This window comes from Phytobacter cepae, from assembly GCF_054165735.1.
In genome coordinates, this window is sequence record NZ_CM135107.1 from 5034333 (window position 1) to 5049104 (window position 14772).

At 54.5% G+C, this 14772-nt stretch carries 14 protein-coding genes; 6 read left to right on the forward strand and 8 right to left on the reverse strand.

From position 1 onward, the window contains the following. Nucleotides 1-45: 45 nt before the first annotated feature. The 3 genes from pfkA to cpxP form a co-directional block, all read right to left on the reverse strand. Nucleotides 46-1008 carry a 6-phosphofructokinase gene (gene pfkA / locus ACUY4Q_RS23585; RefSeq protein WP_437432245.1) on the reverse strand — a complete coding sequence of 321 codons (963 nt, stop codon included), beginning with the start codon at nt 1006-1008 and terminating at the stop codon, nt 46-48. A 203-nt stretch (nt 1009-1211) separates the two neighbouring features. Continuing rightward, a complete protein-coding gene (gene fieF / locus ACUY4Q_RS23590; RefSeq protein WP_458045030.1) occupies nt 1212-2096 on the reverse strand; it encodes a CDF family cation-efflux transporter FieF in 885 nt (294 codons plus the stop codon). Between the two features lie 147 nt (nt 2097-2243). Then, nucleotides 2244-2747 (reverse strand): cell-envelope stress modulator CpxP, encoded by a 504-nt coding sequence (gene cpxP, locus ACUY4Q_RS23595; RefSeq protein ID WP_458047431.1) that lies wholly within the window; start codon nt 2745-2747, stop codon nt 2244-2246. Nucleotides 2748-2897: 150 nt separating this feature from the next. On the opposite strand from cpxP, the gene cpxR reads away from it, so the two are divergent. Both cpxR and cpxA read left to right on the forward strand, forming a co-directional pair. Then, on the forward strand, nt 2898-3596 hold the full coding sequence (cpxR, locus tag ACUY4Q_RS23600; RefSeq protein ID WP_458045031.1) for an envelope stress response regulator transcription factor CpxR: 699 nt from the start codon (nt 2898-2900) through the stop codon (nt 3594-3596). Further along, complete coding sequence (gene cpxA / locus ACUY4Q_RS23605; protein ID WP_458045032.1) at nt 3593-4966, forward strand: envelope stress sensor histidine kinase CpxA; 1374 nt, start codon at nt 3593-3595, stop codon at nt 4964-4966. The genes cpxR and cpxA overlap by 4 nt, the downstream gene beginning before the upstream one ends. A gap of 40 nt (nt 4967-5006) precedes the next feature. On the opposite strand, the gene yiiM is transcribed toward cpxA, so the two are convergent. Next, nucleotides 5007-5681, reverse strand: a complete 675-nt coding sequence (gene yiiM / locus ACUY4Q_RS23610) for a 6-hydroxyaminopurine reductase (RefSeq protein WP_458045033.1) — start codon at nt 5679-5681, stop codon at nt 5007-5009. A 158-nt stretch (nt 5682-5839) separates the two neighbouring features. Between yiiM and ACUY4Q_RS23615 the strand changes: the two genes are divergently transcribed. Then, nucleotides 5840-6736 carry a dihydrodipicolinate synthase family protein gene (locus ACUY4Q_RS23615; protein WP_458045034.1) on the forward strand — a complete coding sequence of 299 codons (897 nt, stop codon included), beginning with the start codon at nt 5840-5842 and terminating at the stop codon, nt 6734-6736. 45 nt (nt 6737-6781) lie between these two features. Here the strand turns inward: ACUY4Q_RS23615 and kdgT are convergent, their stop codons facing one another. The 4 genes from kdgT to rhaS form a co-directional block, all read right to left on the reverse strand. After that, complete coding sequence (kdgT, locus tag ACUY4Q_RS23620; protein WP_458045035.1) at nt 6782-7765, reverse strand: 2-keto-3-deoxygluconate transporter; 984 nt, start codon at nt 7763-7765, stop codon at nt 6782-6784. Between the two features lie 264 nt (nt 7766-8029). Then, nucleotides 8030-8650 carry a superoxide dismutase [Mn] gene (gene sodA, locus ACUY4Q_RS23625; protein WP_458045036.1) on the reverse strand — a complete coding sequence of 207 codons (621 nt, stop codon included), beginning with the start codon at nt 8648-8650 and terminating at the stop codon, nt 8030-8032. 178 nt (nt 8651-8828) lie between these two features. Further along, complete coding sequence (rhaR, locus tag ACUY4Q_RS23630) at nt 8829-9677, reverse strand: HTH-type transcriptional activator RhaR (RefSeq protein WP_458045037.1); 849 nt, start codon at nt 9675-9677, stop codon at nt 8829-8831. Between the two features lie 79 nt (nt 9678-9756). Further along, entirely contained in the window at nt 9757-10593 is an 837-nt protein-coding gene (gene rhaS, locus ACUY4Q_RS23635; protein WP_458045038.1) for an HTH-type transcriptional activator RhaS, read from the reverse strand. Between the two features lie 303 nt (nt 10594-10896). Between rhaS and rhaB the strand changes: the two genes are divergently transcribed. The 3 genes from rhaB (at nt 10897) to rhaD (ending at nt 14624) form a co-directional block, all read left to right on the forward strand. Further along, the gene (gene rhaB / locus ACUY4Q_RS23640; protein ID WP_458045039.1) at nt 10897-12366 is read left to right on the forward strand and encodes a rhamnulokinase; all 1470 of its coding nucleotides are present in this window, start codon (nt 10897-10899) and stop codon (nt 12364-12366) included. Continuing rightward, nucleotides 12363-13622 carry an L-rhamnose isomerase gene (locus ACUY4Q_RS23645; RefSeq protein WP_458045040.1) on the forward strand — a complete coding sequence of 420 codons (1260 nt, stop codon included), beginning with the start codon at nt 12363-12365 and terminating at the stop codon, nt 13620-13622. The genes rhaB and ACUY4Q_RS23645 overlap by 4 nt, the downstream gene beginning before the upstream one ends. Before the next feature lie 171 nt (nt 13623-13793). After that, on the forward strand, nt 13794-14624 hold the full coding sequence (rhaD, locus tag ACUY4Q_RS23650) for a rhamnulose-1-phosphate aldolase (protein ID WP_458045041.1): 831 nt from the start codon (nt 13794-13796) through the stop codon (nt 14622-14624). Nucleotides 14625-14772 lie beyond the last annotated feature (148 nt).

Sequence of the window (14772 nt, forward strand, 5' to 3'; positions counted from 1 at the left end):
CGACAGGCAAATAAACGCCCTCGAAAAGGAGGGCGTTTAAGGGGATCAGTAGAGCTTTTTAGCGCAGTCCAGCCAGTCACCTTTGAACGGACGCTTCATGTTCTCGATAGCATCGATGATGTCGTGGTGAACCATTTTCTCGTTCTGAATACCGACGCAACGACCACCGTGGCCCTGCAGCAGCAGTTCTATGGCGTAAGCACCCATGCGGGAAGCAAGGATACGATCGTATGGCACCGGGGAGCCGCCGCGCTGAATGTGGCCCAACACGGTCGCACGGGTTTCGCGCTCAGTTTCGGTTTCGATGTATTTCGCCAGCTCATCGATATCGCAGATGTGCTCGGTGATGGCAACGATAGCGTGTTTCTTACCTTTAGCGATGCCGGCTTTGATCTCAGCCACCAGATCTTCGCGGCTGAATTCGACTTCCGGCAGTACGATAAATTCACAACCACCCGCAATGGCTGCGGCCAGGGTCAGGTCACCACAGTAACGGCCCATCACTTCAACGATGGAGATGCGCTGGTGAGAGGAAGAGGTGTCACGCAGGCGGTCAATGGCTTCCACCACGGTGTGCAGTGCGGTGAAGTAACCGATAGTGTAGTCAGTACCCGCTACGTCGTTGTCGATGGTGCCAGGCAAGCCGATGCACGGGAAGCCCATTTCAGTCAGGCGCTTAGCACCCATATAGGAGCCGTCACCGCCGATAACGACCAGCGCATCAATACCCCGTTTCTTCATGTTCTCGATAGCCACGGCGCGAACGTGCTCTTCGCGGAATTCCGGGAAACGCGCAGAGCCGAGGAAGGTGCCGCCACGGTTAATCATGTCTGACACGCTATAGCGATCCAGTTGAATCATACGGTCTTCATACAGGCCGAGATAACCATCATAAATACCCGCGACTTCCAGACCTTCAGTTAATGCTGCACGGACCACGCCACGAATTGCTGCGTTCATGCCCGGCGCATCACCGCCACTTGTCAACACACCGATTTTTTTAATCATGACTACCTCTGAACTTAGGAATGCAAAAATAATGTTCTGTTGGCCAAAATGACGCCCCAGAGGGGCAAACGATTATGATGCAAATTTTATATCAATCGCTTTTTGCTGAATTGATTCAGGTCAGACCATATGGCGGTAATTTATACACGAAATGCGGGTCTGACTCTCTTTTTTTGCATCGAAATACGACAGCAGCAACGCGCTTATCGTCCTTGAGGTACTACCGAGCAGGGATCCTGATGAATAATGACATCTGACCCGGGAAAACGCTGCAGGATTGCCTGTTCCACCTGTTCGGCGACGATATGCGCCTGAACCAGCGGAAGGTTATCTTCCATCTCCAGATGGATTTGAATGAACCGTGTAGGACCGGACTGCCTGGTACGAAGATCGTGGGCACCACTGACGCCCGGCCAGGTGGTGACGATATTGAAAATATCCTGCCGTTCTTCATCCGGTAACGCCCGATCCAGCAAAGACTGAACGGCGTCATATCCCATACGTAATGCGCTGTATAAAATATAACAACCGATGCCCAAAGCAAACAGGGCATCCGCCCTATGCCAGCCATACCACGACAGCCACAAAGCGACCAAAATTGCACCGTTCATCATAACATCAGATTGATAATGAAGCATATCTGCCCTTACCGCCTGACTCTGGGTTTTTCTCACTACCCAACGCTGAAAGGTGACAAGGATCACAGTGCTGACTAAAGCAATCAGCGTGACGATCATCCCTATACCGGGTGAGAACATCGGTTCCGGGTTAGCCAGATGCTGAATGCCGGTCAAAAACAGGAACAGTGCTGAACCGGAGATAAACATACTTTGCGCCAGCGCGGCGAGCGATTCCGCTTTTCCATGACCAAAGGTATGTTCATCATCTGCCGGTTGCAGTGAATAACGCACCACCAACAGATTGGTTAGCGAGGCGGCAATATCCACCAGCGAATCCACCAGCGCCGCCAGAATACTTACCGATCCGGTGTACCACCACGCAAAGATTTTAATCACCAATAATGACGACGCCATGATCGTGGCTGCGATGGCAGCGCGGCTGACCAGACGCCCATAAGATTCATTCATAGAGGCTCCCACTGTGTGCAGTGGGTAGTATAACGAAAGGCGACTTCACAGGCGGAAAATCAAGGGTCTGAATTTGGGGCAAAAAAAACCCCCACATCATGTGGGGGAAGACAGGGATGGTGTCTATGGCAAGGAAAACAGGGTTCATTACTGGGAACGCTGGGTACTACTGCTACTGAAGAACTTCAACGGCGAACCTTGCTGCATTTGCGCGACTTCGCGCAGTTGGGTCATCCGTTGTTGATGCTTCTGGTTCAAAACCGCTTGCTGCTCAGGCGTTAGCAGGTGATACATCTGGTTGCGGACTTTCGCCATCTCAACCTGACGCGCTATCTGTTCCTGCGCCATTTTTTCTGCCTGATTCCGCACGGCGGTTTCATCAAAATTTTCTGCGGTGATAAGGCGGTGCATTGCCTCCACTTCGCTAACATTAACAGGGGGCTGGTCGTGCCGTGCCTGCTGCATCAAATCGCGCAACTGTTGACGCTGATGCTCGGTTAAATTTATGCCGTCAAACATATGGTTCTGACCGTTACGCTGCGCGATGCCATCAGTCGGGTGCCAGTTATCGCCTGTTACGACTTCAGCAGCCTGGCCAACCGTACTGAGCGCCAGTGTTGAGGCCATGACGGCAGCGGTAACAATGCGCATCATTTGCTCCCAAAATCTTATGTGTCGCGAATCAACGAGAATCAGTCTACGATTCAGGCTGCAAACATGCGTCAGGGGGTGTAAAACAACGTAAAGTCATGGATTAGCGACTCTTGATGACGTAATTTCTGCCTCGGAGGTATTTAAACAATGAATAAGATTCTTTTAGTAGATGATGACCGAGAGCTTACATCCCTGTTAAAAGAGCTGCTCGACATGGAAGGTTTTAATGTGCAGGTTGCCCATGATGGGGAGCAGGCGCTCAACCTCCTTGATGACAGCATCGATTTGCTTTTGCTCGACGTCATGATGCCGAAGAAAAATGGTATCGACACCCTTAAAGAGCTACGCCAGACACACCAGACACCCGTCATTATGTTGACGGCACGCGGCAGCGAGCTGGATCGCGTACTCGGCCTTGAGCTGGGCGCGGACGACTATTTGCCGAAACCGTTTAACGATCGCGAACTGGTCGCGCGTATCCGCGCCATTTTGCGCCGCTCGCACTGGAGCGAACAGCAACAGAACACCGACAACGGCTCACCGACGCTGGAAGTGGATGGCCTTAGCCTCAACCCAGGCCGCCAGGAAGCCAGTTTCGATGGTCAGTCGCTTGAACTCACCGGCACTGAATTCACCCTGCTTTATCTGCTCGCACAGCATCTGGGACAAGTTGTCTCGCGCGAACATTTAAGCCAGGAAGTGCTGGGTAAACGTCTGACGCCGTTTGACCGCGCCATCGACATGCATATCTCTAACCTGCGCCGCAAACTGCCGGACCGCAAAGACGGTCACCCGTGGTTTAAAACCTTGCGTGGCCGCGGCTATTTGATGGTATCCGCTACATGATAGGAAGTTTGACCGCCCGCATCTTCGCCATTTTCTGGCTGACGCTGGCGTTAGTGTTAATGCTGGTCCTGATGGTGCCAAAACTGGATTCACGCCAGATGACGGAATTGCTCGACAGCGAGCAGCGTCAGGGCGTGATGATTGAGCAGCACGTCGAGGCGGAACTGGTCAACGATCCCCCTAATGACCTGATGTGGTGGCGCAGATTATTCCGCGCTATCGATAAATGGGCTCCGCCGGGGCAACGCCTGCTGCTGGTCACCAGCGAAGGCCGCGTCATTGGCGCAGAACGCAATGAAATGCAGATTATCCGCAATTTTATTGGTCAGGCGGATAACTCTGATCACCCACAAAAGAAAAAGTATGGTCGGGTGGAGATGGTAGGGCCCTTCTCCGTCCGGGACGGGGAAGATAATTACCAGCTCTATCTTATCCGCCCTGCCAGCAACTCTCAGTCTGACTTTATTAACCTGTTGTTTGACCGCCCGCTGTTGCTGCTTATCGTTACCATGCTCATCAGCTCACCGCTGTTGCTCTGGCTGGCGTGGAGCCTCGCAAGGCCAGCGCGTAAGTTGAAAAATGCGGCGGATGAAGTGGCACAAGGCAATTTACGACAGCGGCCGGAGCTGGAAGCCGGGCCACAGGAGTTCATTGCTGCCGGGGCCAGCTTTAACCAGATGGTCACCGCGCTGGAGCGAATGATGACGTCACAGCAGCGTCTGCTTTCTGACATCTCTCATGAGCTACGTACACCGCTCACGCGCTTACAGTTGGGTACCGCCCTTCTGCGTCGCCGCAGTGGTGAGAGTAAAGAGCTGGAACGTATTGAAACGGAAGCGCAGCGACTCGACAGTATGATCAACGATCTTTTGGTGATGTCGCGCAATCAGCAGAAAGCCGCGCTGGTGAGCGAAACCGTGAAGGCGAACCATCTGTGGAATGAGGTACTGGATAACGCCGCATTTGAAGCCGAGCAGGTGGGCAAAACGCTGACGGTGAACTTCCCGCCAGGCCCGTGGCCGCTGTACGGTAACCCCAACGCGCTGGAAAGTGCGCTGGAGAATATCGTGCGTAACGCCCTGCGCTATTCACACACCAAAATTGAAGTGAACTTCTCGGTCGACAAAGAGGGCATCACCATCAACGTGGATGACGATGGCCCTGGCGTCAGCCCGGAAGACAGAGAGCAGATTTTCCGTCCTTTCTACCGTACCGACGAGGCGCGCGATCGCGAATCAGGGGGCACGGGACTGGGGCTGGCTATCGTAGAAACTGCCATTCAGCAGCACCGTGGTTGGGTGAAAGCCGACGACAGCCCGCTGGGGGGATTACGTTTAACGATTTGGCTGCCGCTGTACAAACGCGCATAAAGATCCGATTTCCCTCTCTGCAAGGAGAGGGACGTCGGGTTTATTTTCCCCACAATCTTCGCGAATTATCCTCGATAACCCCACTTAAACGACGCTTCTGCATCGTTCTGGCCCAGCTTGCTGAGAGACCGGCCGCAGAGAGCAAATGACGGTACTGGTCGTCATCGAACGGCATATGCCAGGCAATAGCCGCGGCGTCCTGAACGCTGACATCGCTGGTACGAGACACCAGCTCCAGCGGTGAGTCAGCTGGCACCTTTCCACCCGCAATCACCCGATACAGCCAGCCTACGCGCCCACTGGCCTGCATTTGCGACGCCATGTCGCTGACGTTAAAGTGAAAGTTGAGTTTATAGCAGGGCGATCGCGGCTGCGTCACCTGAATCAGGGCCTCTCCCCAGCGAAAAATATCACCGATAAAAACATTCCGTTCCGTCAGCCCTTCCGTCGACAGATTTTCACCGAAGGCGGGGGCGTAATAGAGCGCCTCGTCGTCAGGGAACGTTTGACGCCAGAAAGCATAATGCTCTCGCGGATAATGGCAAAGCGCTCTGTCCGGCCCGCCATGAATCACCTTTTCCGCCTGTTCATCCCCCACCAGACCACGATCCGTTAAGGTTAACTCCCCGTCGACCTGGAGTTTAGCGATAGCACTGGGCTTACCGCCCACATAATCCTTTATTTTCCCTGTATAAACATTAACCGGATGCCGCATCTTTTCCCCCAGCCGCTAGAATTGTTCGGGTATTACACCACACTTTTTACTGCAAAATCGTGCAGAAATGAGACACCGGTTCGCGTGCCCTCCGCCGGGACGTGCTATCTCTTAATTGAATAACTGAAACGCTATTTCACATTCAAGGAGACAGTGACGTGAAGACTGAAAATGAATTTTTCGGCGTCTGGTGCCCGTCCATTACCCCCATGACGCCCGACGGTAAAGTCGATCTGAACGGACTGAGGCAGCATATTGCACGCCTGACCGATGCCAGAATTGATGTGGTCTTGCTGATGGGGAGCATCGGGGAGTTTGCCTCTTTCACGCTTGACGAGCGCCTGATGCTGATTCGTGAAGCACGCGGCATGACTGCCGGCACCCTGGTCGCGAACGTCTCCTCGACCTGCATGAATGATGTAGAGCGGATGGCAAATGAAGCCTTCCACACCGGCTATCAAGCTGTGATGGTGCTGCCGCCCTATTACTACGGACAATCGCCGGCACAGTTGTTAAGTTATTTCCGTCACCTGGGGCAACGGTTGAGCGGCAAATGGTTCGCCTATAACTTCCCGGCACGCACTGGCTGCGATCTAACGCCAGAACTGGTGGCAACGCTGGCAGCAGAATTCCCGAACTTTGCGGGTATCAAAGACACGGTCGATTGCCAGTCGCATACCCGTAATATCATTCTGGCGACTGAAAAAATCCGTGAGGATTTCGCGGTGCTTTCGGGTTATGACGAGTATTTTATTCCAAACCTGCTGGCAGGCGGCGCGGGAGTCATCTCTGGATTAAATAATGTGATGCCAGAGCTGTTCGTCAACGCGCGTGAGGCGTGGAAACAAAACGATTTGGCGGCCTTGCATGACGCCCAACGTGAAATAGGCAAGTTCATGTCGATTTACACGATTGGCGAGGATTTTGTCACCACCATCAAAACGGTAGTTTCGCGGAAATTTAACTATTGCGGCGCCACTTCGCGTAATTTTGGCGGTGAGTTAACGCAAGCCGAGTGTGCGCAGGTTGATGAGATTTTTGGTATACGCCACTAACAAAAAACCGGCCTGCCAGGCCGGTTTCTCTTTTAAAGATCCACGCTATTTCACCGCACCGCGCAACTCGGCTTCTGCCGCATCCCCTTTCACTTTACGTGACCAGACAGAGGTCAGGATCGGCACCAGAATGGAGGTCACAATAACCGATGTGGCCACCAATGCGGTCGCGGCCGGTGCCATCGCTTTAAACTCTGGCACCATCTCAGCAATCAGCACCGGCGTTGCGACCGCCGCACCGGCAGAGCTTGAGGCAGCAAGCCCTGCGGTTCCGTCCCCGCCACCGATCAGCTTGTCAGCAATAATCAATGGAATACCGGTTATCACAATCACCGCCAGCCCAAGCAGAATACCGAGCAGGCCGGTCTGGGCGATAACGCTTAAATCAATGGTGTTGCCGAGCGCAAAGGCAAAGAAGGGGATCAGCGTCTGCACCGCGCGGGTAAAAAATTCCCGTAATTCGGGGTCGAGGTTACCCAGCCCAAAGCCAATCAGGAAGGGCAGCACCGCACCGACAAACACATGCGGTTCAAACGAAGCAATTCCTGCCGTGCCAAGGATAACCATTGTCATCAGCGGACCCGATTCGAGAGACATCAGCACAAACGCCCCGGCCTCTTCTTTGGTGCCGTACTGCTGCATGATGGAGGCATACAGCCCGCCGTTGGTCATGTCCATCGAGGCCACCAGCGCCAGCGTCGACAGCCCGGCAAAGAAGCCCGCCTCCACACCGTGAGCGGGAATCAAACGTGAGGTCACCGCTGCAACCACCCAGGCCACGGCGATTTTCGTCACCACCAGGGTACCGGACTTGCGCAATACCGTACCCGTCGCGCTGAGCTTAATGGAGGCGCCCATGCAGAAAAACCACACCGCCAGAATGGGCACGGTACCGGTAATCATGCCATTGGTGAAGGAACCAAAATACTTCCCGGCACCCGGTGAGAAGGTATGGCACAGCGCCCCCAGAAACAGAGGAACCAGCATCATCCCACCCGGGATTTTTTCAATTGCACGTTTGATTTGCATATCGCCACCTGTAATACATCAGTGATTTTTTGTGCGCCATCTCGCCCATTTTCAGGAGCGTTTCCAGCGCTGATAGCGAAATGCTAGAACGTCGTCACACTCAGAAAAGTGATCTCACATGCAAAATCAAAACTATATTTCATTTTTATCAGATCAGCGTTTCTTTACATCTTGACGCTGAGTTGCAGCCATAAAAAAGCCCCCACTGACAGCATCAGTGAGGGCTGAAATCTCCCGCGTTACCACGGGAAATTTAACGAAACATTACTTCTTAGCAGCGAAACGTGCTGCTGCTTCGTCCCAGTTCACCACGTTCCAGAACTCTTTGATGTAGTCCGGGCGGCGGTTCTGGAATTTCAGGTAGTAAGCGTGTTCCCACACGTCCAGGCCCACGATCGGGAAGCCAGACGCGCCAGAAATCGCTTCACCCATCAGCGGGGAATCCTGGTTAGCGGTAGAAACCACAGCCAGTTTGTCGCCTTTCAGCACCAGCCACGCCCAGCCAGAACCGAAGCGGGTTGCTGCTGCTTTTTCAAATTCAGCTTTGAAGTTATCAACGGAACCGAAGTCACGCTCGATAGCGGCTTTCAGGTCGCCCTGCAGGGTGGTGTCTTTTTTCAGGCCTTTCCAGAACAGGCTGTGGTTAGCGTGACCGCCCGCGTTGTTACGCAGAACGGTTTTTTTGTCAGCCGGCAGTTGATCCAGTTTGGTGATCAGCTCTTCCGCAGACAGGTTAGCGAATTCTGGCAGGCTTTCCAGCGCCGCATTGGCGTTGTTAACGTAGGTCTGGTGGTGTTTAGTGTGATGGATTTCCATCGTCTGCTTGTCGAAATGAGGCTCAAGTGCATCGTAGGCGTACGGCAGGGATGGCAGTGTATAGCTCATACTAATCTCCATTATTGTCGGGCGGCGGGTATGTTAACGCCGCGTAAGCAGTTGGTTCATTATAGTTAGTTAAATGCTATTGAAAATGTTTATCAATGCCGTAGTTTTATTATGGTTATAACATTCTGTTATGTAAACAAGTCTATGCGGCATAAGGAAATGTCGGGTGGCAAGGATTCTATGCCGCTTCGTTATGGCGCTGCCGCCACTGACTGGGCGTCATGCCGGTTTCACGGGTAAAAACCACCGAAAAGTAATTGCTGTCTTCAAAGCCACAACGGGTAGATACCTCACCTATCATCAACTCCGTATGTTGCAACAGGTACTGCGCGTGGCAAATCCGCAGCTGGCGCAGGTAGTGGTTGATGGTCATCCCGGTCTGGGTGCGAAATTGCTGACGTAGCGCGCGCTCGCTGCACCGCTCCTGTTCACAAAACTGCTCCAGCAGGAAGCTGCGATTGAGACTGCCTGAAAGCGCAGTGATAAGTTTATCCAGCAGCGGTTCGCTGTTAGCGGCGGCGAGGTTATCAGCGGCAAAGCGATGGCGTTTAAGGGTCATGACCAACTGAGCGAATAAGGCTTCCGCCATGGCGTTCGCCAGCGGATCATTTTTGCTACTTTCCTGTTCGAGCTGCGTGATCACCTGCCGCGCCTGGGTCATTCCGGTGCTGCCAATGCGCCAGTGCGAGGTCCACTGTTCATCATTCAGGCCGGGAATATGCGCGGCCCAGTCAAGATTGAGCGACAAGCGATCGGGGCAGTAGATGATATTTTGCAGGACCAGATCGTTGACCGAGGCATAGGAGTGTTTGTCCTGCGCGCGGATGTAAAACAGATCGCCACGGGTGATGCGATAGGGCCGGTCGTTGAGCACATGCAAGCCGTTGCCACGCCAGACCAGCACCAGCTCATAAAACTCATGCGTATGCTCGGCAAACACATTTTGCGGATAGCGATCCGCCACGGCAACGGTCTGCCCGGGCCGGGGGAAAAAATCGGCGCTACGAAGAATTAACTGGCTTGCCACGACGTCACCTCAGCCTTAAACAACCGATAAGTATTAGCTGATTTGCGACGAAAAATCGGTGACAGCCTTCTCGTTACCGTCATTGCAATTGCACATCACGCCCCTGACGAATATCGCGCGGCGACCAGTTGAATTCGCGGCGAAAAAGGGTCGAAAAGTGGTTACTGTCGCCGAAACCGCAGCGATAAGCGATATCCGTAATGCTATCGTCGCCGTGACGTAACATATGGCGTGCCTTGATGAGTCGCAGCCGGTTGAGATAGCGCTGCGGGGTCAGCCCGGTATAGCTTTTGAGTTGACGATGCAGAGTCCGCAGCGACAGCGCGTGGCGATCTGCCAGTGACTCCCAGCACACCTCTTCGGCAAAATGGTCCTCAAGCCAGGACATTAACTGATTAAGCCGCGCATCATTACTGAACGCCCCCTCCTCCAGACTGCTTTTACGCAGCAGCACCAGCAACTGCATAAAGAGAATTTCGCGGTTGGCGGTAGTCGGCATATCCAGCGCCTCACCCAGGGTTTCCATCTGACCAATAATCTGCCGCACCTGCTGCAGGACACACTGATTAACACGCCAGTGGGAGGGGTAATGCCCATCCTGCTCCTGCGGCAAGAGTTCGTTTAACCCGGCGAGGAACGTAAACGCATCCGGTGAGCGATAGAGCACATTGGTCAGGCAAAGGTTGTCAGTATGTTCATATAAGTGCCTGTCGTGATCGCGAACGAAACAGACCGTTCCACCGCTGATGGTATATGCCTGACCGTTAAACACATGAATACCGGTGCCGTGCTCAACAATCACAATCTCATGAAAATCATGATGATGTTCAGGAAACGCCGCCTGGGGCAATCGCGGTTCGATAGCAACTGGCGTGATGCCCGAAGGAAAAAAATCCGCGCTGTGTAATACGGTCATGATTGCCCCACTCACTAATGAGAAATGTTCTCAAAATAGTAATTAAGGGTGGTCAATCGCACCTTGAATTTTTAACCGCAAACGTGGCAAAGCCTGTCGGTTTTTCAAGAAAAGGCAGGAAAGATCAGGAATTGCGGCATGCGTCACACCCTTTAAATCCGCCGCTTTTACTGGAAATTGTGAACTCCCTCACTTTCACCTTTGCTTTCTTGCCAGTCCCGTCAGAGGGCTGTCATTGGCAAGAAGGTTACAACGACGTCCTTTTTTTAGACTGGGGGTAACCACTCTCACAAGGACCTCACCATGACTTTTCGCCATTGTGTCGCCGTCGATTTAGGTGCCTCCAGCGGTCGGGTAATGCTGGCCTGCTACGCGACAGAACAGCGGACGCTCACGCTGCGTGAAGTTCACCGCTTTGCCAACTATCTGGAGAAAAAGCACGGCGTCGACTGTTGGGATATCGATGCGCTCGAAGATGAAATCTGCCTGGGGCTGGAAAAAGCCTGTGCCGAGGGGGTGACCATCGACAGCATCGGTATCGATACCTGGGGCGTTGATTATGTGCTGATCGATAAGCATGGGGAGCGCGTCGGATTACCCATCTCTTATCGCGACCATCGCACCGATGGCATCATGTCCTGCGCGCAGGAGCAGCTTGGCAAAGCCAATATCTACCGCCGCAGTGGGATCCAGTTTCTCCCCTTCAATACCCTGTATCAGCTTCGCGCCCTCGCCCAACAGCAACCGGAGGTGATGACCTCCGTCGCGCATGCCTTGCTGATCCCCGATTATTTCAGCTTCCGCCTGACCGGCAAACTGAATTGGGAATACACCAACGCCACCACCACCCAACTGGTGAATATTGAAACCGACAGCTGGGACGAGACGCTGCTTAACTGGACGGGGGCGCCCGCGTCCTGGTTTGGCACACCGACGCATCCCGGTAACATGATTGGACACTGGCAAAGCCCGCAGGGTGAAGCCATCCCGGTGGTGGGCGTTGCCAGTCATGACACCGCCAGCGCGGTCATCGCCTCACCGCTTAAACATGCCGATTCCGCTTACCTCTCTTCCGGCACCTGGTCGTTGATGGGCTTTGAAAGCACCACGCCTTATACCGGTGACGATGCGCTGGCGGCCAACATTACCAATGAAGGCGGGGCTGAAGGCCGCTACCGGGTATTGAAAAATATCATGGGCCTGTGGTTGCTCCAGCGGGTGCTGAAAGAGCGCAACGTAGACGACCTGCCTGCGCTGATTGCCGACGCCCGTGCCCTGCCCTCCTGCGGTTTCGTCATCAATCCCAATGATGAGCGCTTTATTAACCCGCTCAATATGAGTGACGAGATCCAGGCCGCCTGTCGCGAAAGCCACCAGCCTGTCCCACAAAGCGATGCCGAACTGGCACGCTGCATTTTTGACAGCCTGGCGCTGCTCTACGCCGACATCCTCGGTGAACTGGCCCTGCTTCGCGGCACGCCCTTCACGCAATTGCATATTGTGGGCGGCGGCTGCCAGAACCAGCTTTTGAACCAGCTTTGCGCCGACGCCTGCGGCTTGCCGGTAGTGGCTGGCCCCATTGAAGCCTCGACCCTCGGCAACATCGGTGTGCAACTGATGACGCTCAATGAACTCACCAGCGTCGACATGTTCCGTGAGGTGGTGACCGCCAGCTACGCGCTGACCACTTACACCCCGAATCCTGATAACGAAATTGCCCGCTACGTCGTGCGGTTTCAGCAAAAACGACAGACTAAGGAGCTTTGCGCATGACCACTCAACTTGAACAAGCCTGGGAAATTGCTAAACAGCGTTTCGCCGCGGTAGGCATTGATGTCGAAGAGGCGCTGCGCCAGCTCGACAGGCTGCCGGTCTCCATGCACTGCTGGCAGGGTGATGACGTCGCCGGTTTTGAAAACCCGGAAGGCAGCCTGACCGGCGGCATCCAGGCAACGGGTAATTACCCAGGCAAAGCGCGTAACGCCACCGAGCTGCGAGCGGATCTGGAGCAGGCACTGAGCCTGATCCCCGGCCCGAAACGCCTGAATCTGCACGCGATTTACCACGAGGCCGGCACGTCAGTCAGCCGCGATGCCATCAAGCCTGAGCACTTCGAAAACTGGGTGGAGTGGGCAAAAGCCAACAAACTGGGTCTGGATTTCAACCCCTCCTGTTTCTCGCATCCGCTCAGCGCAGACGGGTTTACTCTCTCTCATGCGAACGACGAGATTCGCCAGTTCTGGATTGATCATGTGAAAGCCAGCCGCCGCGTTTCTGCCTACTTCGGTGAGCAACTGGGAACCCCATCAGTGATGAACATCTGGGTGCCGGATGGCATGAAAGACATCACCGTTGATCGCCTGGCGCCGCGCCAGCGTTTGATGGCAGCCCTTGACGAAGCGCTGAGCGAGAAGTTCGACCAGGCTCACCACATCGACGCTGTGGAAAGCAAACTGTTCGGTATTGGGGCGGAGAGCTATACCGTCGGCTCCAACGAATTCTGCCTGGGCTATGCCGCCAGCCGCCAGACCGCCCTGTGTCTGGACGCCGGTCACTTCCATCCAACCGAAGTGATTTCCGACAAAATTTCCGCCGCCATGCTCTATGTGCCGCGCCTGCTGCTGCACGTCAGCCGCCCGGTACGTTGGGATAGCGACCACGTCGTCCTGCTGGATGACGAAACCCAGGCGATCGCCAGCGAGATCGTACGCCACAACCTGTTCGACCGTGTGCACATTGGCCTCGATTTCTTTGATGCCTCTATCAACCGTATCGCCGCCTGGGTGATCGGCACCCGCAACATGAAAAAAGCCCTGCTACGCGCCCTGCTGGAGCCGGTTGAGCAACTGCGCCAACTGGAAGCAGACGGTGATTACACCGCGCGCCTGGCGCTGCTGGAAGAGCAGAAATGCTTACCGTGGCAGGCCGTGTGGGAGATGTATTGCCAGCGTCACGACACCCCGGCCGGCAGCCAGTGGCTGGAGAGCGTGCGTGCGTATGAGAAAGAGATATTAAACAAGCGTGGGTGATTGACCCTCACCCCGGCCCTCTCCCTAAAAGGGAGAGGGAGAAAACCGAACAGTTCCCTCCCCCCTACGGGGTGAGAGGGAGAAAACCGCACTGACAGTTCCCTCGCCCCTTTGGGGAGAGGGTTAGGGTGAGGGGAAAAACCTCACCGATACAACAGGAACCATAAGACTATGCAGACCATTACCGATTCCTGGTTCACCCAGGGCATGATCAAAGCGACCTCTGATGCCTGGCTCAAAGGCTGGGATGAGCGCAACGGCGGCAACCTCACGCTGCGTCTGGATGATGCGGACATCGCCCCGTATGAAGCTGATTTTCATGCTGAGCCGCGTTACATCGCGCTGAGCCAGCCGATGCCGCTGCTCGCCAACACGCCGTTTATCGTTACCGGTTCCGGCAAATTCTTCCGTAACGTCCAGCTCGATCCGACCGCCAACCTCGGCGTGGTCAAAGTGGACAGCGACGGCGCGGGCTACCACATTCTATGGGGTCTGACGAACGAAGCGGTGCCGACCTCTGAACTGCCGGCCCACTTCCTGTCACACTGCGAGCGCATCAAGGCCACCGATGGCAAAGATCGTGTCATCATGCACTGTCATGCCACTAACCTGATCGCCCTGACCTACGTGCTGGAAAATGATTCTGACCTTATTACCCGCAAACTATGGGAAGGGAGCACCGAATGTCTGGTGGTCTTCCCGGATGGCGTCGGCATTCTGCCGTGGATGGTTCCGGGTACTGATGAAATCGGTCAGGCTACCGCAGAGGCCATGAATACGCATTCTCTGGTGCTGTGGCCGTTCCACGGCGTCTTCGGCAGCGGCCCCAATCTTGATGAAACCTTTGGTCTCATCGATACCGCGGAGAAATCCGCAGAAGTGCTGGTAAAAGTCTATTCCATGGGGGGCATGAAACAGACCATCACCCGGGAAGAGTTGATCGCGCTGGGTAAACGCTTTGGCGTCACCCCGCTGGCCAGTGCGCTAGAGCTGTACCAATAAGAACGTCTAATAACCCCTTCGGGCAACGATCCGAAGGGGAAACTCTGTTACCTGCAAACAATCTATTCCCTATGGATTTCGCAGTGCAGGAAGGCGGCGTCGCAGCGAATCCCAAGGAGCTTACAAGAGTAAGTGACTGGGGTTCGTG

Bases quoted from the DNA above. Each gene is read 5' to 3' on its own strand.
- pfkA (WP_437432245.1), bottom strand. From the start codon at position 1,008: ATGATTAAAAAAATCGGTGTGTTGACAAGTGGCGGTGATGCGCCGGGC.
- yiiM (WP_458045033.1), bottom strand. From the start codon at position 5,681: ATGCGGCATCCGGTTAATGTTTATACAGGGAAAATAAAGGATTATGTG.
- rhaS (WP_458045038.1), bottom strand. From the start codon at position 10,593: ATGACCGTATTACACAGCGCGGATTTTTTTCCTTCGGGCATCACGCCA.
- sodA (WP_458045036.1), bottom strand. From the start codon at position 8,650: ATGAGCTATACACTGCCATCCCTGCCGTACGCCTACGATGCACTTGAG.
- cpxA (WP_458045032.1), top strand. From the start codon at position 3,593: ATGATAGGAAGTTTGACCGCCCGCATCTTCGCCATTTTCTGGCTGACG.
- kdgT (WP_458045035.1), bottom strand. From the start codon at position 7,765: ATGCAAATCAAACGTGCAATTGAAAAAATCCCGGGTGGGATGATGCTG.
- fieF (WP_458045030.1), bottom strand. From the start codon at position 2,096: ATGAATGAATCTTATGGGCGTCTGGTCAGCCGCGCTGCCATCGCAGCC.
- cpxR (WP_458045031.1), top strand. From the start codon at position 2,898: ATGAATAAGATTCTTTTAGTAGATGATGACCGAGAGCTTACATCCCTG.
- cpxP (WP_458047431.1), bottom strand. From the start codon at position 2,747: ATGCGCATTGTTACCGCTGCCGTCATGGCCTCAACACTGGCGCTCAGT.
- rhaB (WP_458045039.1), top strand. From the start codon at position 10,897: ATGACTTTTCGCCATTGTGTCGCCGTCGATTTAGGTGCCTCCAGCGGT.
- ACUY4Q_RS23645 (WP_458045040.1), top strand. From the start codon at position 12,363: ATGACCACTCAACTTGAACAAGCCTGGGAAATTGCTAAACAGCGTTTC.
- rhaD (WP_458045041.1), top strand. From the start codon at position 13,794: ATGCAGACCATTACCGATTCCTGGTTCACCCAGGGCATGATCAAAGCG.